Source organism: Streptomyces sp. NPDC002994 (assembly GCF_040611155.1).
Lineage (GTDB): Bacteria > Actinomycetota > Actinomycetes > Streptomycetales > Streptomycetaceae > Streptomyces.
Window position 1 is genome coordinate 66,529 of sequence record NZ_JBEXNQ010000006.1, and the last position, 19,354, is coordinate 85,882.

At 71.7% G+C, this 19,354-nt stretch carries 19 protein-coding genes; 11 read left to right on the top strand and 8 right to left on the bottom strand.

Going from position 1 to position 19,354, the window contains the following annotated elements; all coding sequences use genetic code 11:
• Positions 1 to 78: 78 nt before the first annotated feature.
• Both ABZX79_RS09365 and ABZX79_RS09370 read left to right on the top strand, forming a co-directional pair.
• Complete coding sequence (locus ABZX79_RS09365; protein WP_355253857.1) at positions 79 to 345, top strand: hypothetical protein; 267 nt, start codon at positions 79 to 81, stop codon at positions 343 to 345.
• Between the two features lie 170 nt (positions 346 to 515).
• Positions 516 to 1,388, top strand: coding sequence for a hypothetical protein (locus tag ABZX79_RS09370; RefSeq protein ID WP_355253859.1), 873 nt, complete (start codon positions 516 to 518; stop codon positions 1,386 to 1,388).
• A gap of 3 nt (positions 1,389 to 1,391) precedes the next feature.
• Here ABZX79_RS09370 and ABZX79_RS09375 read toward each other — a convergent pair whose 3' ends face one another.
• The gene (locus ABZX79_RS09375) at positions 1,392 to 2,147 is read right to left on the bottom strand and encodes an ABC transporter permease (protein ID WP_355253861.1); all 756 of its coding nucleotides are present in this window, start codon (positions 2,145 to 2,147) and stop codon (positions 1,392 to 1,394) included.
• Positions 2,140 to 3,114 (bottom strand): ATP-binding cassette domain-containing protein, encoded by a 975-nt coding sequence (locus tag ABZX79_RS09380; protein WP_355253863.1) that lies wholly within the window; start codon positions 3,112 to 3,114, stop codon positions 2,140 to 2,142. The genes ABZX79_RS09375 and ABZX79_RS09380 overlap by 8 nt, the downstream gene beginning before the upstream one ends.
• A gap of 118 nt (positions 3,115 to 3,232) precedes the next feature.
• Between ABZX79_RS09380 and ABZX79_RS09385 the strand changes: the two genes are divergently transcribed.
• The gene (locus tag ABZX79_RS09385) at positions 3,233 to 3,994 is read left to right on the top strand and encodes a TetR/AcrR family transcriptional regulator (RefSeq protein WP_355253865.1); all 762 of its coding nucleotides are present in this window, start codon (positions 3,233 to 3,235) and stop codon (positions 3,992 to 3,994) included.
• Positions 3,995 to 4,354: 360 nt separating this feature from the next.
• Here the strand turns inward: ABZX79_RS09385 and ABZX79_RS09390 are convergent, their stop codons facing one another.
• Positions 4,355 to 5,335 carry a zinc-binding dehydrogenase gene (locus ABZX79_RS09390; protein WP_355253867.1) on the bottom strand — a complete coding sequence of 327 codons (981 nt, stop codon included), beginning with the start codon at positions 5,333 to 5,335 and terminating at the stop codon, positions 4,355 to 4,357.
• A gap of 96 nt (positions 5,336 to 5,431) precedes the next feature.
• Here ABZX79_RS09390 and ABZX79_RS09395 point away from each other — a divergent pair, with 96 nt between their 5' ends.
• Together ABZX79_RS09395 and ABZX79_RS09400 are read left to right on the top strand one after the other, a co-directional pair.
• A complete protein-coding gene (locus ABZX79_RS09395) occupies positions 5,432 to 6,049 on the top strand; it encodes a TetR family transcriptional regulator (RefSeq protein ID WP_355253869.1) in 618 nt (205 codons plus the stop codon).
• A gap of 42 nt (positions 6,050 to 6,091) precedes the next feature.
• Positions 6,092 to 8,077, top strand: a complete 1,986-nt coding sequence (locus tag ABZX79_RS09400; protein ID WP_355253871.1) for an AAA family ATPase — start codon at positions 6,092 to 6,094, stop codon at positions 8,075 to 8,077.
• Positions 8,078 to 8,197: 120 nt separating this feature from the next.
• On the opposite strand, the gene ABZX79_RS09405 is transcribed toward ABZX79_RS09400, so the two are convergent.
• Positions 8,198 to 8,644, bottom strand: a complete 447-nt coding sequence (locus ABZX79_RS09405) for a nitroreductase family deazaflavin-dependent oxidoreductase (protein WP_355254276.1) — start codon at positions 8,642 to 8,644, stop codon at positions 8,198 to 8,200.
• A 172-nt stretch (positions 8,645 to 8,816) separates the two neighbouring features.
• Between ABZX79_RS09405 and ABZX79_RS09410 the strand changes: the two genes are divergently transcribed.
• Entirely contained in the window at positions 8,817 to 9,320 is a 504-nt protein-coding gene (locus ABZX79_RS09410) for a DinB family protein (protein WP_355253873.1), read from the top strand.
• A 24-nt stretch (positions 9,321 to 9,344) separates the two neighbouring features.
• On the opposite strand, the gene ABZX79_RS09415 is transcribed toward ABZX79_RS09410, so the two are convergent.
• Positions 9,345 to 9,806, bottom strand: coding sequence for a VOC family protein (locus tag ABZX79_RS09415; protein WP_355253875.1), 462 nt, complete (start codon positions 9,804 to 9,806; stop codon positions 9,345 to 9,347).
• Between the two features lie 179 nt (positions 9,807 to 9,985).
• On the opposite strand from ABZX79_RS09415, the gene ABZX79_RS09420 reads away from it, so the two are divergent.
• Both ABZX79_RS09420 and ABZX79_RS09425 read left to right on the top strand, forming a co-directional pair.
• Positions 9,986 to 10,957, top strand: coding sequence for an ATP-binding cassette domain-containing protein (locus ABZX79_RS09420; RefSeq protein WP_355253877.1), 972 nt, complete (start codon positions 9,986 to 9,988; stop codon positions 10,955 to 10,957).
• Positions 10,954 to 11,745: an ABC transporter permease gene (locus ABZX79_RS09425; protein ID WP_355253879.1), complete on the top strand. Its 792-nt coding sequence runs from the start codon at positions 10,954 to 10,956 to the stop codon at positions 11,743 to 11,745. Before ABZX79_RS09420 ends, ABZX79_RS09425 begins: the two co-directional genes overlap by 4 nt.
• Here the strand turns inward: ABZX79_RS09425 and ABZX79_RS09430 are convergent.
• On the bottom strand, positions 11,726 to 14,911 hold the full coding sequence (locus tag ABZX79_RS09430) for a BTAD domain-containing putative transcriptional regulator (RefSeq protein ID WP_355253881.1): 3,186 nt from the start codon (positions 14,909 to 14,911) through the stop codon (positions 11,726 to 11,728). The genes ABZX79_RS09425 and ABZX79_RS09430 overlap by 20 nt on opposite strands.
• 144 nt (positions 14,912 to 15,055) lie before the next feature.
• Between ABZX79_RS09430 and ABZX79_RS09435 the strand changes: the two genes are divergently transcribed.
• The 3 genes from ABZX79_RS09435 to ABZX79_RS09445 all read left to right on the top strand — a co-directional run bounded on the left by ABZX79_RS09435 (position 15,056) and on the right by ABZX79_RS09445 (position 16,539).
• A complete protein-coding gene (locus ABZX79_RS09435; RefSeq protein ID WP_355253883.1) occupies positions 15,056 to 15,487 on the top strand; it encodes a helix-turn-helix transcriptional regulator in 432 nt (143 codons plus the stop codon).
• A gap of 28 nt (positions 15,488 to 15,515) precedes the next feature.
• On the top strand, positions 15,516 to 16,091 hold the full coding sequence (locus ABZX79_RS09440; RefSeq protein ID WP_355253885.1) for a hypothetical protein: 576 nt from the start codon (positions 15,516 to 15,518) through the stop codon (positions 16,089 to 16,091).
• Positions 16,092 to 16,191: 100 nt separating this feature from the next.
• Positions 16,192 to 16,539 (top strand): DUF2516 family protein, encoded by a 348-nt coding sequence (locus tag ABZX79_RS09445; protein WP_355254278.1) that lies wholly within the window; start codon positions 16,192 to 16,194, stop codon positions 16,537 to 16,539.
• A 37-nt stretch (positions 16,540 to 16,576) separates the two neighbouring features.
• Here the strand turns inward: ABZX79_RS09445 and ABZX79_RS09450 are convergent, their stop codons facing one another.
• A complete protein-coding gene (locus ABZX79_RS09450; protein WP_355253887.1) occupies positions 16,577 to 17,917 on the bottom strand; it encodes a fused response regulator/phosphatase in 1,341 nt (446 codons plus the stop codon).
• A 296-nt stretch (positions 17,918 to 18,213) separates the two neighbouring features.
• A complete protein-coding gene (locus tag ABZX79_RS09455) occupies positions 18,214 to 19,263 on the bottom strand; it encodes an NlpC/P60 family protein (RefSeq protein WP_355253889.1) in 1,050 nt (349 codons plus the stop codon).
• Positions 19,264 to 19,354 lie beyond the last annotated feature (91 nt).

Genomic DNA, 19,354 nt, shown 5'->3' on the forward strand with positions numbered 1-19,354 from the left:
CGCGAAAGGACGGGCAAAGGTGGCAGCCGGCGTGCGCATCATCGACGATGTCGCCCCGCGAGCACCCAGGATCAGCCCGTGGATGGCCCCTTGGCGAGCGCGTTTCACGCGTCGACACCTGTCGGCATCAGGACCTGGCAGTACGAGTACGGGATCGTCGGCGCCGTCCATCGCGTGCTGCCCCACGTTCCCGGGGACGTGGAAGGTGTGCTCACCGACCAGCGGGTTCGCCAGGACAGTTGGGCCGAGTTCGGTGGGTTGTTCGCAGCGCTCGGTGTTCAGGAGGACGCGATGGCGAGGTTCGCCGCACGGGTGCCTCCCGTGGGGGGACGTCGGCACCCCTGATGACCCTGAGTGTGGCTATGGCGAATCGATACCTTGCGCAGGGGCTACCGCCGGGTCACCATGTGACGCCACGGTAGGTCAGCGTTCCGGGCGGTGCAACGACCCATGCTTGACCGCGAGTTGGGGGGACATGGGTGGCTGGGGGAGGGGACGGGGGCGGACCGGGCGGGTTGGGCAGGCGCCTGCACGATTACCGGGAGCGGATCGAATCGGGCGTCACACGTGTGCTGCTCCTGGGGATCTTCGCCACGGGGCTGGTGGCGCAATTCGTCAAACCCGTCGGGGACGCACTCCAGGACAAGGCATTCCTGGGCGGCGCTCTGCTCAGCCTGGTCGGCTATGTGCTGTACGACGCGGTGAGAGAGCTCTCGGGAACCCTGCAGACAGCACCGGTGGCCGTGGCCGTCAACTCCAGCGATCTGGGACGCCATGTGCGAGAGGCCTTCTCCGGTCGTGAGGAGGTCGGCATCTGCTTCCTCGGTTACACGGGGGAGACCCTATTCCTCGAGCTGAAGCATCGGCTGGAGCGGCTGCTGCGAGAGCCGGGGCCTACGCGGAAGGTCACCATCAGCATCCTGGTGCCAGACTTTTCCGTCCCGATGGCGGTACCTGCCCGCGTCGGCCCGGCCGGTGTTCCCGTCGACGACCCGGAGTTTCGCAGACGTCTCGAGTTGAAGTGTCAAGACTTCGAGCAGCAGCTCTCAGGCCTCCAGGCCAGGCTCGGGGCCGCGGGCCGGGTGCACGTGCTGTGCCAGTACAGGCAGTACCAGGGGATTCCGCGGGACAAGATATGCATCTTCAACGGTGAGTTGGTGTTCCACGGTCTGTACGACGTCACAGCCAGGCAGCGGCACCAGGGCCAGGACCGGCAGGACCGGGAGCTCTACGACCCCGAGGGCTACGGCACGGATCTGACCGTGTGGTCCCGCAAGGACGGGACGGAGACCACGAGGGTTGCCATTGACACCTGGGTCAAGCACTTCCAGGGGCTGTGGCTGCTGGCTGCTCAGCCTTCCTGGCGTGTTCCGCCGCCCCCGGCCTGAGTCTCACGCCGTCCGCCGCCTGAAGAGGGCCTCCGACAGGGCGATGGAGACCATCAGGATTCCCGCGCACCACGCCAGCGCGATCCATGGTGTGTTTCCCACCGGCTGGTTCATGAGCAGGCCGCGCAGGGATTCGATGACCGGGGTGATCGGCTGGTGGTCGGCGAAGCCGTGGAGCCAGGTGGGCATCGTTTCGGTGCGGACGAAGGCGCTGCTCGGGTAGGGGAGGAACGAGACGAAGAAGGTGAACCCGCCCGCCGCCTCGGGGGACTTGGCGAGGAGCCCCACCGCTGCCGACAGCCAGGAGAGCGCGGTGATGTACGCGAGGAGGACGGCGGCCGCCGCCAGCCAGTCGGTGGGGGTGGCCGAGGGGCGGAAGCCGATGGCGTGGGCGACGCCGAGGACCAGGGTGGTCGAGACGAGGTTACGGGCGGTGCTGGCCAGCACGTGGCCGGTGAGGATGGGGATGCCGCCGATGTCCAGGGTGCGGAAGCGGTCGATGATGCCGGTCTTCATGTCCTCGGTCACGCCTACGGCGGTGGTCGCCGAGCCGAAGCCGGCGCAGAGCACGAGGACACCCGGGACGACGTAATTCACGTACGCCGTGCCGGTGTTGATCGCTCCGCCGAAGAGATAGACGAAGATCAGCATCATCATGACCGGCAGCATCATCGAGGTGATGACCGCGTCCACGTTGCGGCGGCTCAGGCGGAGCGCGCGGCCTGTCATGGTGGGGAGCGGCGCTGTGGCTTCAGACATGGGTCGGCTCCTCGGTCGGCTCCTCGGCGGGCCGGTGCTTGGTCAGGGTCATGAAGACGTCGTCCAGCGTTGCCGTGTGGACGCGGAAGTGGCTTACCGCCGTGCGTGACGGGTCGATTTCGTCGAGCAGGGCCCGTACGTGGGCTGCCGTGCCGTCGGTCGGGGCCGAGAGCGTGAGGGTCTCGGGTGTGTGGTGGGTGGCGCGGGTGCCGAGCTGGGACGTCGTACGCAGGTAATCGGCCCTGGTGGTGAGGGTCAGGTCCAGGCGGTGGCCCGCGACGCGTGACTTCAGTTCCGCCGCCGTGCCCTGCGCCACCAGCAGGCCCCGGTCCAGGACCGCGATGCGGTCGGCCAGTTGGTCGGCCTCCTCCAGGTACTGGGTGGTGAGGAAGACCGTGACGCCCCGGTCGGAGAGTTCGCGTACGGCCGCCCACAACTCGCGTCGGCTGCGCGGGTCCAGGCCGGTCGTCGGCTCGTCGAGGAAGATCACCTCGGGCTCGCCCACCAGGCCCGCCGCGAGGTCGAGCCTGCGCCGCATGCCTCCGGAGTACGTCGCGACCAGGCGGTCCCCGGCGTCGGCGAGCCCGAAGCGGTCGAGGAGGGCGGCGGCGCGGGCGCGGGCCTCGGGGCGGGGGAGGCGGGCCAGCCTCGCCATCATGCGGAGATTCTCGGCGCCGGTCTGGCGTTCGTCGACCGCCGCGAACTGGCCGGTCAGGCTGATCGCCCGACGCACCCGGCTCCGCTCGGCCCGTACGTCGTAACCGGCGACGCGTGCGGCGCCGGCGTCGGCGGTGGTGAGGGTGGCGAGGATGCGTACGGCGGTGGTCTTGCCCGCGCCGTTGGGGCCGAGGAGGGCGAAGACGCTGCCCGGGGCGACGTACAGGTCGATGCCCGAGAGGACGGTGAGCTTTCCGTACGACTTGGTGAGGCCGGTCGCTTCGACCGCTGGAGGTTGATGTCCTGGCATGAGTCCGCTCCCCGTTCGCCGTTCTGCGTATGGCATACGCACTACTGCGTAAGGGTTACGCATAACTAGGATGGCGGTCAAGAGCGGCAAGGGGAGCAGAGGGAGCAAGGGAGCGTGGATGGCCGGCGACAGTGATCGCGGCACAGGTCTGCCCGCGAGCCTCGAACTCGCGTGGGGGTTGCGGGAGCGCCCGGCGAAGGGGCCGAGGCCCGGGCTGAGCCTGGAGCGGATCGTCGACGCGGCAGTCGGGGTCGCGGCGGCCGAGGGGCTGGCGGCGGTGTCCATGGGGCGGGTCGCCAAGGAACTCGGCGCCTCGACGATGTCCCTCTACCGGTACGTCGGTGCGAAGGACGAGTTGTACGTCCTCATGATGGAAGCCGCCCTCGGGGGCCCGCCCGCCCCGCCGGAGCCCGGCATCGGCTGGCGGGAGGCACTCAGCCGGTGGGCGTGGGCCCAGCGCGAGGTGCTGGGCCGCAATCTCTGGGCGCTGCACATCCCGACCTCCGGGCCGCCGATCACCCCCAACTCCGTGGCCTGGATGGACCAGGGGCTGGGCGCACTGGCCGGCACGGGCCTCGACGAGGGCGAGAAGCTCTCGGTGCTTCTGCTGGTCAACGGCTTCGTGCGGCACGAGGCGGGGCTCATGGCGGATCTCGCGGCGGCGAACGCGCGTACGGATGCGACGCCGGAGGAAGTGCTCAGTCGGTACGGGCGGACCCTGGCGAAGCTGGCGGATCCGACGCGCTATCCGGCCGTGGCGCGGCTGCTGGAGTCGGGGGTGATGGAGCTGCCGGACGAGCCCGACTTCGAGTTTGTTTTTGGGCTTGAGCGGTTGCTGGACGGGGTCGAGGTGCTGGTGGGGAAGCGGTCGGGGGGTTAGGCCGCGCCTGCGGCGGGCTTCTTCCCCACCCCGCCCCTTCCCGAACTGGGGGCAGGCCCCCAGGCCCCCGGGCCCCGGGACGCCCTGCGGGTGTGGTCCTCAAACGCCGGACGGGCTTGATTCGGCCGCACTTTCAGCACCTACGACGTTTGAGGGGCGGAGCCCCGTACGTCGTGTGGGCCTCCACGTGGTGGGCCTCCGCGTGGCGGAGCCCCCCGCGTGGCGGAGCCCCCCGCGTGGCGGAGCCCCCCGCGCGGCGGAGTCGCCCAATGTCACACCGGGAAGGGGTTGGTCGGGAAAGCCCCGCAGGGCCCGCCCCCGCCCCACTCAGCTCGCCCCCGGCCGCCCGCGCCACTCAGCTCACACCGCCCCCGCCACCATCAGCAGTGCTTTGCCCGCCACCGACCGCGCCTCGATCGCCGTATGCGCCTGTGCCGCCCGCGCCAGCGGGAACGTCGCCGCGATCACCGGGCGCAGGCGGCCCGCCGCCGCCTCTGCCAGGGCCTTCGCCGCCAGCCGCGTGATGTCGGCCGCCGCGAACTGGACCTCCGCGATCCCCCGCAGTGTGATCCCGCGCCTCCCGGCCTCGTCGGCGTCGATCCCCGAGAAGCCGCCGCTGGACGCGCCGTGCGCCGATACGCGGCCGCCGTCGGCCACCAACGTGAAGGCGGCCAGGCCCAGTTCGCCGCCCACGCCGTCCAGCAGCACATCCGCCCCGGCGCCCCCGAGCGCCTCCCGGGCGCGCTCGGTCCAGCCTTCCTCGGAGTAGTCCACCACCGCGTCGGCGCCCAGTTCCCGTACGAGATCCAGCTTCCGCTTGCCGCGCGCCGCCCCCACGACGTGCGCCCCGGCCGCCTTCGCCATCTGTACCAACAGCGTTCCCATGCCGCCCGAAGCACCCAGGATCAACACCCGCTCGCCGGGCCGGATGCCGACCGCCTCCGCTATGCCGGTGCCGGTGACGCCGTCGTGCGCCAGCGCGGCCGCCTCGCGCAGGCCGAGGCCGTCGGGGACCGGGATCAGGCGGTCGACCGTGGTGACGACCCGCTCGGCGTACGTGCCCGCAGTGCCCGGGCCCGCCACCACCCGGCGGCCGGTCCACGCCGGGTCCACGCCCGCGCCCACCGCCAGCACCGTGCCCGCGGCCGCGCCGCCCGGAACGTACGGCGGCTCGATGCCGAACTGCGGGCCCCAGCCGCCCCGGATCTGCGTCTCGACGTAGATCGTGTCGGCCACGGCGACCTCCACGACCACTTCTCCGGGACCGGCCACCGGGTCCGGCAGCTCGGTCGCCACCAGTACCTCCGGACCGCCGAACTCCGTCACCTGTATCGCGCGCATGACGCTCACTCCCCACTCCGACGCCGTATCTGTCCGTGCGTCTGTGAGTCTGTGACCTCAAGTTCTGTTGAGGTCAAGCGCGTACGCTTCGTCCTCATGAGTGGTTTGCGCGAGCGGAAGAAGCAGCGGACGTACCGGGTCATCTCCGATGCCGCGATCGCCCTCTTCCTGGAGAAGGGCTTCGACAAGGTCTCCGTGGCCGAGGTGGCGGCCGCGGCCGAGATCTCCAAGCCGACCCTCTTCCGGTACTTCCCCGCCAAGGAAGACCTCGCGCTGCACCGGTTCGCCGACCACGAGGACGAGGCGGCCCGGGTGGTCGCCGAGGGGCGCGCGGACGGGCTCACGCCGCTGGACGCCCTGCGGCGGCACTTCCTCGCCGGCCTCGACCGGCGCGATCCCGTGACCGGGCTCAGCGACGACGCCGACGTGCTCGCCTTCCACCGGCTGCTGTACGGGACGCCGAGCCTGGTGGCCCGGCTCCACGCGTACGTGAAGCGCTCCGAGGAAGCGCTCGCCGCCGCCCTCGACGGGCCCGATCCCCTGGCGGCGCGGCTCGCGGCCGGGCAGATCGTGGCCGTACAGCGGATCCTCGCCGAGGAGAACTGGCGCCGGATCGCGGCGGGCGAGAGCGCGCAGGCCGTACTTCCGGGGGCTGTGGCGGCGGCCGAGCTCGCCTTCGACCAGCTGAGGAACGGCCTCCCCGTGCGATTCTAGGCCTCGGTTAAATTCGTTACTCGGTTACGTTATCTTGGGTGGATGACGTCACTCGACCATGCCCTCAGCCAGGAGCGGACCTTCCACGACCTCTGCCGCGCAGCCCTGACCCGCATGACCGAAGGCGCCGGTGAACAGGTCGTCACCGGCGCGGACGTCTCCGCCTCCGGCGCGGACGCCGAAGCCCTCGGCTTCCATCTGCGCTCGTACGCCAAGGAGTTGAGGGAGGAGCCGGAAGGTCCGCTCTTCTTCGGGCGGCTCGATCTGGCCGACGGGCAGAGCCACCACATCGGCCGGCGCCGCATCGCCGAGCACCCCGCCGATCCGCCGCTGGTCATCGACTGGCGCGCCCCCGTCTCCCGCACCTTCTACCAGGCGAGCGCGCAGGACCCGCAGGGCGTTCTGGTACGCCGGCGGTTCGGCTGGGCGCCGTGGAGCAAGGGGGCGTCCGAGGACCTGACCGGGCTGGAGGACGAGCGGCTCGCGGCCGGGGAGGAAAGCGGCGGCGCGGCGAAAAGCGGCATCCTCGCCGACGAGATCGAGCGGCCCCGCGTCGGCCCGATGCGCGACATCGCCGCCACCATCCAGCCCGAGCAGGACGATCTCGTACGCTCCGGACTCACCGAATCCGTCTGCGTGCAGGGCGCCCCCGGCACCGGCAAGACCGCCGTCGGCCTGCACCGCGCGGCGTACCTCCTCTATACGTATCCGCAGCGCCTCCAGCGCAGCGGCCTGCTCATCCTCGGGCCCAACCGGACCTTCCTCTCGTACATCGCAGAGGTGCTGCCCGCGCTGGGGGAGAGCGGCATCCGACAGTCGACCGTCGACGACGAGATCGGGCGTCATCCCGTCCGCGCCGAGGACAGCCCCGCGGCCGCCGTCGTCAAGCACGACGCCCGGATGGGCGAGGTGCTCCACCGGGCGCTGTACGGGCGGGTGTCGGCGCCGACCGAGACCGTCGCCGTGCCGGACGGCTCGTACCGCTGGCGGATTGCGCGCGGTGAGCTGGAGCGGATCGTGGAGGAGGTGCGGGCCGAGGCGCCCCCGTACGCCGTCGGCCGTGAGCGCGTGCGCACGCGCGCGGTGCGGGCGCTCCAGCTCCAGGCCGAACGCCGGGCCGGTCCGCCGGGCAATGAGTGGCTGCGCCGGATGGGGCGGTCGCGGGCGATCGGGGCGTTCGTCGACTCCGTGTGGCCGAAGGTCCAGCCGGAGGAGATCGTGGCCGCGGTGCTCACCGACCCCTGCGATCCGCTCCTGACCCCGGACGAGCGGCGGGCGATCCGCTGGGTGAAGCCGCCGCGCTCCTGGAAGAGCGCCAGGTGGTCGGCCGCGGACCTGGTGCTGATCGACGAGGTCGCCGGGCTCGTCGAGCGCCCCGAAAGCTACGGCCACGTCGTCATCGACGAGGCGCAGGACCTCTCCCCGATGCAGTGCCGGGCGATCGCGCGACGCGTCGCGTTCGGTTCGGTGACGGTGCTGGGCGATCTCGCGCAGGGCACGACGCCGTGGGCCGCCCGCACCTGGCCCGAACTCCTCGCCCACCTCGGCAAGGAAGCGGCCGCCGTCGTGCCGCTGACCACCGGTTTCCGGGTCCCGGCCGCGATCGTGGAGCTGGCGAACCGGTTGCTCGGGGCGCTGGACGTCGACGTACCGCCGGGCCGGTCGCTGCGCGCGGACGGCGAACTGGCGGTGCGTGAGGTGCGGGATGTGGTGGCTGCGACGGTCGATGCGGTACGGGCGGCCCTGACCCGGGAGGGCTCGGTGGGCGTCATCGCGGACGCCGGCCGGGTGCGGGAGTTGCGGGAGGCGCTGGACGCGGCGGGGCTCGGCGAGGCGCCCCGGTTGTCCGTGCTGCCCGCGACGCTCGCCAAGGGCCTGGAGTACGACCACGTCATCGCCGTCGAACCGGCCGAGATCGCCGGCGCCGAGGAGCGGGGGCCGCACCGGCTCTACGTGGTGCTGACCCGGGCGGTCAGCCGCCTCGACGTACTGCACCGCCTTCCGCTCCCGGCGCCCCTGCGGGCCTGAGGCCGCCCTGCCTGAGTGCGCCCTGCCTGAGGGCCACCAGCGCTGTGCGTGTCCTCTGGGATGCCCAGCGGGAACCGCCCGTGCCGCCGGTCGACGGGCGGCGCCGGGCGGCCCGCCGCCTCAGCCGTTCGTCGCGTCCGTGCGCCGCAGCCGCACCACCGGGATGTCACGGGTGGTCTTCTTCTGGTACGTCTCGTACGGCGCGAAGATGTCCACCAGGTGCGGCCACACGCGGGCCTTCTCCTCAGGAGAAAGCGTCTCGGCGCGGGCCGCGAACCGCTCGGTGCCGACGCGCAGTTGCACGTGCGGGTTGTCCTGGATGTTCAGGTACCACAGCGGGTGCTCGTCCGAGCCGCCCTTCGACGCCACGACCAGATAGTCGTCGCCGTCGCGCCCGTAGATCAGCACGGTGCGCCGGATGGCGCCGCTGCGCCGCCCGAGGTAGTCCATCAGCAGGCAGGGCGCCCCCTGCATGGTGGTGCCCTTGGTACCGCCGGACTCCTCGTACAGCTCGGCCTGCTCGGCCACCCAGCCGCTGGGGCTGAGCTTGACCGCACGCGTACCGATGCCGTCGCCACCGCTGTTTTCGTGTGTCACGTGTGCTGTCACGTGTGCTGCTCCTTCTCGCCGTATCGCTGGTCCCGGCGTAGTGCCGGACCTTCTCAAGAGTCACCCCTGGAGCCTGCGGTGACTCAAAATCGCTCGACAGCGGGCGTACGGGCAAAGAACATTCACCCCGATGACACGAACCGATATGCCTCCCGCGCCCGACGAGCGCGCCTCGCTCGCCACGTTCCTCGACTACGTCCGCGACACCGCGCGCGCCAAGTGCGACGACGTGTCGCAAGAAGACGCCCGCAGGGCCCCGCTGCCCGGATCTCCGCTGATGACGCTCTGCGGGCTCATCAGCCACCTCCACTGGGTCGAGTACTACTGGTTCCAGGTGGTGTTCCTCGGCGAGGAGGACGAGGGGCCGTGGACCGACGAGGACCCCGACCGCGAGATGCGCATCGCGCTCGACGTCCCGCTGGCCGACCTCCTTTCGGCGTACGACGCCCAGTGCGCCCGGTACCGGAAGCTGGTCGCCGACCACGACCTGGACACCGAGGCGCAGCGCGCCAGGGACAACGGGAAGCGCGTCAATCTGCGCTGGATCATGCTGCACCTGATCGAGGAGACCGCCCGGCACAACGGTCACCTCGACATCCTGCGGGAGCTGGCCGACGGCCGTACGGGCCGCTAGTCGGGGGACTGCGGCTGCGCTGCGTCAGTCCAGGCAGAACTCATTGCCCTCGGGGTCGGTCATCACGATGAAGCCGGAGCTCATCGGGGGATCGGGCTCGTAGCGACGTACCCGCGTCGCTCCCAGCGCGACGAGCCGGCCGCACTCGGCCTCCAGCGCCGCCATCCGCTCCTCTCCCCGCAGCCCGGGAGCCGCACGGACGTCGAGGTGGACGCGGTTCTTGGCGACCTTGTCCTCCGGGACCTGCTGGAAGAACACCCGTGGGCCGTGCCCGTCCGGGTCCTCGATGGCCGATCTCGTGTTGCGCTGCTCCTCCGGTACGCCGACCCGCGCGAGGAAGTCGTCCCACGCGGCCAGCCGGTCGGCGCCCTCGGGGAGGTCGACTCCGGGCGGGCCGGGGTGGACGTAGCCCAGTACGTCGCGCCAGAAGGACGACAGCGCCCGCGGGTCGTGGGCGTCGAAGGTGACCTGGATGTGGCGGCTCATCGGGTTGCTCCGTTCGTAGCGGCTTCCGTGTGCGGGCAGAGCCACCCTGACACCGCCTGCGGACAGGATGGGTCCGCAATCACGGGCAGGGTGCGAATTCGCGCGCGGCAACCCCGGTTCCAGGGCGCTGAAACCCTCGTGAAACCGCGCTGAACGCGCCCTGCCGCAACCTCTGCGGCATGACGCCAACGACATCGCACTCACTCGCCATAGCGGCCAAGGGGCTGCGCAAGGCCTACGGGGACAAGACGGTCCTCGACGGCATCGACCTGGCCGTGCCGCAGGGCACGGTCTTCTCCCTCCTGGGCCCCAACGGCGCCGGCAAGACCACCGCCGTCAAGATCCTTTCCACCCTCATCGCCGCCGACGCCGGCGACCTCCACGTCGGCGGCCACGACCTGGCCACCCACCCTCAGGCGGTACGGGCCGCGATCGGCGTCACCGGGCAGTTCTCCGCCGTCGACGGCCTGATCACCGGCGAGGAGAACATGCTCCTCATGGCGGACCTGCACCTGCTCTCCCGCAGCGCGGGCCGCCGTACCGCCGCCGAACTCCTTGAGCGCTTCGACCTGGTGGACGCCGCGAAGAAGCCTGTCTCCACCTACTCGGGCGGCATGAAGCGCCGCCTCGACATCGCCATGACGCTGGTCGGCGATCCGCGGATCATCTTCCTCGACGAGCCGACCACCGGCCTCGACCCGCGCAGCCGCCACACCATGTGGGGGATCATCCGCGAGCTGGTCTCCGGCGGCGTCACCGTCTTCCTCACCACCCAGTACCTGGAGGAGGCCGACCAGCTCGCCGACCGCATCGCGGTGCTGAGCGACGGCAAGATCGCCGCCGAAGGGAGTGCCGACGAGCTGAAGCGGCTCATCCCGGGCGGGCACGTGCGGCTGCGGTTCTCCGACCCGGCCGCGTACCAGTCCGCCGCCGTCGCCCTGCGCGAGGTCACCCGGGACGACGAGGCGCTGTCGCTGCAGATCCCCAGCGACGGCAGCCAGCGCGAGCTGCGCTCGATCCTCGACTGGCTGGACTCGGCCGGCATCGAGGCGGACGAGCTGACCGTGCACACCCCCGACCTCGACGACGTGTTCTTCGCCCTGACCGGCGGCGTGAAGGTCCCCAACCAGCCCAAGGAGACTGTCCGATGAGCGCCCTCTCCCTCGCCGTACGCAACTCGAACACGATGCTGCGCCGCAACCTGCTGCACGCGCGGCGCTACCCGTCCATGACCCTGAACCTGCTGCTCACGCCGATCATGCTGCTGCTGCTCTTCGTCTACATCTTCGGAGACGTGATGAGCGCGGGCATCGGTGGCGGCGGCGCGGACCGCTCCGACTACATCGCCTATATCGTCCCGGGCCTCCTGATGATGACCATCGGCTCCACCGTGATCGGGGCCGCGGTCTCCGTCTCCATGGACATGACCGAGGGCCTGATCGCCCGCTTCCGTACGATGGCGGTCTACCGCGGGTCGGTGCTCATCGGACACGTCGTCGGCAGCGTGCTGCAGGTGCTCGCCAGCCTGGTCCTCGTCGGTGCCGTCGCCGTGGCCATCGGCTTCCGCTCCACGGACGCCACGGCCCTGGAGTGGCTGGCGGCGTTCGGGCTGCTCGCACTGTTCTCGCTGGCGCTCACCTGGATCGCGGTCGGGATGGGCATGGCCAGCCCGAACCCCGAGGCGGCCAGCAACATGGCCATGCCGCTGATCCTCCTCCCGCTCATCTCGAGCGCCTTCATCCCGGCCGACACGATGCCGGGCTGGTTCCAGCCGATCGCCGAGTACCAGCCGTTCACGCCGGCCATCGAGACCCTGCGCGGCCTGCTGCTCGGCACCGAGATCGGCCACAACGGGTGGATCGCGATCGCCTGGTGCGTCGGCCTGACCGCGCTCGGCTACCGCTGGTCGACGGCGTCGTTCAACCGCGACCCGAAGTAACCGCCATGACAGCGCGGGCTGCCTCCCGCAGCTCGTCCCGCTCCAGGGCGGCGTACTCCGACACCGCGTCGGCGTACGCCGCCCTGGCAGCGTTCCCGGCGGCCCCGACCGCCTGCCGGGCGCGGTCCGCCGACATCGTCGGCTGGTAATCGCGCAGCACCCGCAGCCGTTCGGCCAGCGCGATCATCCGTACGGCACCGGCACCGGCACCGGCACCGGCACCGGCACCTGCGTCGCCGGAGGCGAGCCCCGCCATTCCAAGGGCATGCAGCACCGTCCCGATCACAGGGAGCTCCATGGGCGAGCGGGACGGACCGGAGAGCAGGGTCCGCAGCCCCTGCCGCAGCCGGCCGACCGGCCCCGCGACCAGCTCGAGACGGCCGGCGTGCGCGTGCGCCGTCACCGCCGCCGAATGGAGCTGCAGCACCCACCGGTCGAGGAAGGGGTCGCTACCGCGCGTCGAGGCGGCCTCGGGCATCCGCTCCGCGGCGCTGCGCCACAAGCCGAGCCCGACCTCCGTCAGGCCGCGGGCGAGCGCGATCTCGGCGCGGCCGCCGAGGTCGGCGCTGTTGGAGTCGTCCTGCTGCAAGGTGTTGACCTCCTCCGCCTGCCGCAGCCAGTACTCGGCCTCGTCGGGGTCGCCCCGCTGCAGGCAGGCGAGGACGAGGCCCCAGCGGACGCCGAAGGAGTCGCGCTCGTCGCCGAGCCGCGGCAGCGTCTCCAGCGCCGCCTTGAGGTGCCCGTACGCGGCCTCGCCCTGCTCCATCTGCAAGCACAGCTGGCTCAGCCGGGAGTGGCCGATGACTTGGAGGAAGGGGTTGTCGACCGGCGCCAGTGCGGCGATGATCCGGCGAGCTGAGGCGAGCGCGCGGTCGATGTCGTGCTCGTACTCCCAGACGTAGGTGGCGACGCACTCGGCGATGCCGGCGAGCAGCGGCTGCTCGCTGTCGCAGAGCGTGTGCAGCACTTCGTAGTCGGGAGGCAGCATCTCAGGGACCGCGCTCAGCACTGCCGCGACGGCGCGCAGCAGCGTGTCCGGCGGGGCCGGGGGCAGCCGCCGGAGGGTGACGAGCTGGCGTACGACGTGCGGGCCGTAGCCCATGAACAGGCTCGCCGTGCACAACACCGCGGCGGCGCGGGCGACTTCGACGTATTCGGGCTCGGGGTAGTAGTGCGACAGCGGCGGGCCGGTGTCCGCGGCGAGGGCGGTGAGGCGGGGGTAGTTGGAGTCGGTCGACCACAGGGCGGCGAGGACTGCGGTGAGGGCGGCGATGGTCGGGCCGTCCGTACGGGCCAGGGCGTGCCGCAGGGCCGGCACGAGGTTGTCCTGCTCGGCCCTGATCCGCTCCCAGGCGATCCGCGGTTCCGAGCCGAAGAACCAGTCGTGGTACGCGACCCCGAAGTCCCGCGCCCAGGCGAGGAACCGGCCGATGGCCTCCTCGTCCTCGCCCGCCTCCGCGCGCCGGGCCGCGCTGAACTCCCGTACGGTCTCCAGCATCCGGAACCGCACGCCGCCCGGGGTGTCGGCGACGGTGATCAGCGACTGATCGGCCAACTGCTCCAGCAGGAACAGCGCGTCCTCGCCCAGCACCCGCTCCGCCGCTTCGCCCGAGAAGCCGCCAGGGAAGACGGACAGCGTGCGCAGCGCCGCCCGGGCGTCCTCCGCGAGCAGGTTCCAGCTCCACTCCACGACCGCGTGCAGCGTGCGGTGGCGCTCCGGCACGTCCCGGGCCCCGCCGCGCAGCAGCGCGAACCGGTCGCCGAGGCGGCGGGCTATCTCCGGCACCGAGAGAACCCGCACCCGCGCCGCGGCCAACTCCACGGCGAGCGGCAGCCCGTCGAGGTGGCGGCACAGCCCGGCCACCGCGTCCGGCGGCAGCTCCACGCCGGGCCGGGCGGCCCGGGCCCGCTGCGTGAACAGCTCGACCGAGGTGTCGAGAGCGAGCTCCGGCAGCGCGTACACCGCTTCCGAGCTGAGACCGAGCGGGGCCCGGCTGGTGGCGAGCACCCGCAGGTCCTTCGAGGACGAGACCAGGGCCTGTACGAGGTCGGCGGCGCCCCCGACGACCTGCTCGCAGTTGTCGAGCACCAGCAGCGCGGGCCCGGAGCCGAGCACGCCGCGGATGCCGGACACCGGGTCGGCCGAGGCGTGGCCGTTCACGGCGCCGGGCCGCCCCTCGCCCGCGCCGAGCGCGGAGGCCACCTCCGCGGCCACGTCCGCGTCCGCGGTGACGCCGGCGAGCGGCACGAAATACACCACGCGCTGCTCGGCCCGGCGGCTGACGGCGTGCGCGAGCCGGGTCTTGCCGAGTCCGCCGGGGCCGACGACGGTGACGGCGCGGGAGGCGCGCAGCAGCCGCCGCACCGCCGCGATGTCCTCGTCCCGGCCGAGGAGCGGGTTCGGTTCGTGCGGCACGCCGTGCCTGACCACGGGCGCCTCGCCGCGCAGCAGCTCCCGCTGTACGGCCTTGAGCCCGGCGCCCGGATCCGTGCCGAGCTCGTCGCGCAGCTCACGGCGGTACGCCTCGTACCGCGTTAGCGCGGCGGACGGACCCGCCTTCGCCGCCTCGCCGCGCAGCAGCTCGGCGAGCACTTCCTCGTCGCGCGGGTACTCCGCGGCGGCCACGGCCAGCGGCCCGGCCGCCTCCGCGTGCCGTCCGAGGCGGGCGAGCGCGAGCGCCTGCGCGCGTACGAGCGTGCCGCGGACGGGGGCGCGCTCGGCGCGCAACGCGGCTACGGGGTCTGTGCTTTCGCCGGGCCCGCCGGCCCCGTCGGGCGTGCCCTCCCACAGCGCGAGCCCGGCCTCGGCCGCGGCCAGCGACCCCGCGTGGTCCCCGGCCCTGGCCCGGTCCGCGCTCGCGGCGGCGTGCAGCAGCAGGGCGGAGGTGTCGACCTGATCCTCGGCGAGGCTGAGCCGGTATCCGGTCGGCGTGCTGGCGATGACGTCGGCGCCCAGCTGCGCCCGCGCCCTGGACACGAGGACCTGCACCGCCTTCGCCGGCCGCTCCGGCAACTCGTCCGGCCACAGCCCTGCCACCAGCCGCTCGGTGCTGCAGCCCGTGCGCGAGTCGCCCGCGAGCAGCGCGAGGAGGCCGCGGAGCCGGGGCGCGGTGACCTCCTGTCCGCGATAGGCGACACGCGGCAGCAGGGTCAGGTCGGTGGTCACCCGTGCAGACTAGCCAAGGCGCCCGGGGGCCGAACTCCCGTTGCGCGAGCGGCCTTCGCCCCCCGCCCGCCCGGGCGTGCGACACGGAACACTATTGCAAGCAGTCGCTTGCAATAGTTAGCGCTGATGCCGCACAATCGGGACATGGCATCACTCAACGTCGGCAATCTCGGCGAGTATCTGCGCGAGCAGCGGCGCAACGCGCAGCTGTCGCTGCGGCAGCTCGCCGACGCCGCCGGGGTGTCCAATCCGTACCTCAGCCAGATCGAGCGCGGCCTGCGCAAGCCGAGCGCGGAGATCCTGCAGCAGCTTGCCAAGGCGCTGCGGATCTCCGCGGAGACGCTGTACGTCCAGGCCGGGATTCTCGACGAGCGGGAGCGCGAGGAGCTGGAGACGCGTGCCGTCATCCTCGCCGACCCGTCGATCAACGAGCGGCAGAAGCAAGTGCTGCTGCAGATCTACGAGTCGTTCCGCAAGGAGAACGCGACGGACGCTGAAGCGGACGTCACGACGGACGCCCCTGCTGACGGCCCCCGCACGGCCGACGGCAGTGATGCCGGTACATCACCCTCATAGTGAACTGAGATCCGGGAGGACCACAGTCATGGCCATCACCGATGACCTGCGTAAGACCCTCACCGACCCGACTCCCCTCTACTTCGCGGCCGGCACCGCGGACCTCGCCGTACAGCAGGCGAAGAAGGTTCCCGCGCTGATCGAGCAGCTGCGCGCCGAGGCACCGGCGCGTATCGACGCCGTGCGCAACACCGACCCCAAGGCCGTACAGGAGAAGGTGACGAGCCGGGCCAAGGAGGCCCAGGCCACCGTTCAGGCGAAGGTCACCGAGGTGCTCGGCACGCTCGACACCGACGTGAAGAAGCTGGGCGAGCAGGCCCAGGACCTGGCGCTGCGGAGCGTGGGCGTGGCGGCGGAGTACGCGGTCAAGGCGCGCGAGGCGTACGAGAAGGTCGCCGAGCACGGCGAGCAGAGCGTGAAGGCGTGGCGCGGCGACGCGGCCGAGGAGATCAACGAGATCGCCGTCGCCGTGGAGCCCGACCCGGAGCCGGAGAAGAAGGCGGACGCGCCGCAGGCAGCCGAGGCCAAGGCCGCTCCGGCGAAGAAGACGCCTGCCGCCCGCAAGGCGCCGGCGAAGAAGGCCACGCCGGCCACCGAGAAGTGACGTAGGACGGGCGCGCGCCGGGCACCTTTATGGGTGTCCGGCTCGTTGTCCGGGTACCTTGGCCGAGAGGCGCTCATCCACTCTCTAGGCGGTGTACAGCATGTTGCTCCAGGCATTCGGCACTCTGTTGTCGTTGCTCAACCTCGCCATGCTCATCCTCGCCGTGGTGGCGCTGTTCTTCGCCGCGACGGCCCGCGAGGACGCGTACCGCGCCACCGACAAGCAGACCAAGGTCTTCTGGCTGGTCCTTCTGGGCGTCACGGTCGCCGTGAATCTGTTCGTCCCGATGCTGTTCCTGCAGATCGCCGGTCTGGTCGCGACCATCGTCTTCATGGTCGACGTACGGCCCGCGATCAAGCAGGTCTCGGGTGGCGGCGGCGGTGGCGGTCGCAGGGGCGGCGGCAGCAGCAGCGACGGTCCGTACGGGCCGTACAACGGCGGACGTTAGACGTCACGCCGGACTCCACCGGCCGCGGCGGCGCTGCTCAGCCGCGGTCCAGGAGCAGCAGCGCCACGTCGTCGGTCAGTTCGCCGCCGTTGAGGTCCCGTGCTTCGTTGACCGCGGCCTCCAGCAGGGCCTCGCCGGTGAGCCCGGCCGTCAGCTGCCGGTTGATCATCTCGACCATCCCGTCCTGACCGAGCCGCTGCTTCGACCCGGGCGGGCCGACGCGGCCCTCGATCAGGCCGTCCGTGTACATCATCAGGCTCCAGGCGCCGCCCAGTTCTACCTGCCGGCGCGACCATCGGGCTCGCGGCAGCAGGCCGAGCGCGGGGCCCCCGTCCTCGTACGGAAGAAGCTGCGCGGCCCTGCCGTGGCGGGCTATCAGCGGTGACGGGTGGCCGGCCAGGCACAGCCCGGCCCGCCGTCCGTCCGGCGCGATGTCGACCGTGCACAGAGTCGCGAAGATCTCCTCGCTCTCCCGCTCGTGCTCCAGGACCTGCTGGAGCGTGGAGAGCAGCTCGTCGCCGCACAGTCCGGCGAACGTCAGGGCCCGCCACGCGATGCGCAGCTCGACGCCGAGGGCGGCCTCGTCCGGGCCGTGGCCGCAGACGTCGCCGATCATCGCGTGGACCGTGCCGTCGGAAGTGCGGACCGTGTCGTAGAAGTCCCCGCCGAGCAGGGCCCGCGAGCGCCCCGGCCGGTAGCGGGAGGCGAAGCGCAGGTTCGAGCCCTCCAGCAGCGGCGTGGGCAGCAGACCACGCTCCAGGCGGGCGTTCTCCTGGGCGCGCAGCCGCGACTCGGCCAGCTTGTGCTGCGCGGTGTCGGCGCGCTTGCGCTCGACCGCGTACCGGATGGCGCGGCTGAGCTGGCGCCCGTCGAGCTCGTCGCGGAAGAGGAAGTCCTGGGCGCCGACGCGCACCGCCTCGGCGGCCCGCTCGGCGTCGGCCTCGGCGGTCAGCGCCAGGACGGCGTGCCGGGGCGCGAGCCGCAGCACGTGCCGCAGCGTGGCCAGCTCGTCGCCGTCCTCGCCGGAGGGGGCGGGCAGGGCCAGGTCGAGCAGGATGCAGTGCACGTCGTCCGTGAGCAGCCGCTCCGCCTCGGTGAGGTTGCGCGCGGTGCGGATACGGACACGGGTGCCGGCGGTGTCGAGCAGCGACGGGACGGTGAACGTCCCCGCCGGATCGTCCTCGATCACCAGCAGGGTGAGGTCGGTGCTGTTCGCGGACACGACGGGGGCGGCCGGGGCGGCGGGGGCCGTGGCTGCCGGGGACGCTGTGGCTGCTGCGGACTCCATGCTGCTCCCGACCTGCTGTTTCGGCAGGACGGCGGCCTGACCGCTTTCCACGGCCGGACTCACGCGCTGCCGCGGTACGGGTACGGGCATCGGTTTCGGTTTCCTTCCCTCCCCCCGAGGGTGCGGCGGCACGACGATCGACGTTCCGCCAAACGGGGACCATAGCGTTACCCGGCGCCTCGACGGAATGCCGTTCTGAAAGCCGCCGGGGTCATATTGCCGCCTCCCGCAACGCATCCGGCGGGATCGGCGGGGTGCCGGGCCATGACGAACATCACGCCCCGGATCACCCGTACAGCCGCCTGCGACACGCTCGCGACACTGCTCGCGACACCGCTCACGACCGGATCTTGTCCGCCCCGCCGGTCCGCCCGGCCGGTCCGGATCTACTTGTCGGGACGTACGACGCCCAGAATCGGCATCGAGCCGGCCCCCGCGATCGTCACGTCCCGGCCGGGACGCGGCGCGTGCACCATCGCGCCGTCGCCCACGTACATCCCGATGTGGCTGGCGTCGTCGAAGTAGACGATCAGGTCGCCGGGCCGTATGTCCTTCATGGCGACGCGCGGCAGCTGCTTCCACTGCTCCTGCGACGTGCGCGGTATGCCGCGTCCGCCCGCGAGCCACGCCTGCGACGTCAGCCCCGAGCAGTCGAAGGAACCCGGGCCCTCGGCGCCCCAGACGTACGGCTTGCCGATCTGCGCCGTGGCGTACGCGACAGCCGCCTTGCCGCCCTTCGTCGCCTTGCTGCCGACGTCCTTGAGCGCGCCGGAGCCGAGCCAGGCGGTCTGCGCTTCGTACGCCGCGTCCTGCTCCATCTTGAGGAGCCGCTCGCGCTCCTCCTTCTCCAGCGTCGCCTCGAGCTTCTCGGCGGCGGCGAGCTGCTTCTTGATCTCCTTCTTCGCCGCTTCCTTCTTCTTGCGGCTGGACTCCAGCTTCGTCCACTGGGCGGACGCGTCCTGGGTGTACGCCTCCAAGTCCGCCTGGGTCCGCGACAGTTCGCCCAGCAGACCCTTGGCCGCCTGCTGGCCCTCGCGGAGGCGGCCGGCCCCGTCCAGGAAGAGCTGCGGGTCGCCGCTGAGCATCATCTGCGCCTCGGGAGGCAGGCCGCCGCTGCGGTACTGGGCGCGCGCCTCGGCCCCGGCCTTGCTCTTCAGCTCCTCGATCCGCTTCTGGCCCTTGACGATCTCCTTGGCCAGCGCCACGATCTCGGACGACTGCTTGTCGGCGCGCTCCTCGGCCAGGTTGTAGGCGTCCGTGGCCGCCCCCGCCTTGCGGTAGAGGGCGTCGATCTGGCCGCGCACCTCCTGGAGGCGCTGCTCACTCCTGGGAGGCGTGGGATCGGCGTACGCCAGTCCGGCTGAGCCCAGCACGGTCAAGGCAGTCGAGGCACAGATCAGCGCGATCGCGGTCGCGGCGCTGCGACGTCGGTTCACAAGCTCCCCCGGATCCCAGATCCCACATCACATGCCCCGCATGTGATTTACCGTCAGTAACTTAGGTGCGCTGCGGTGATGCTGCCATGCC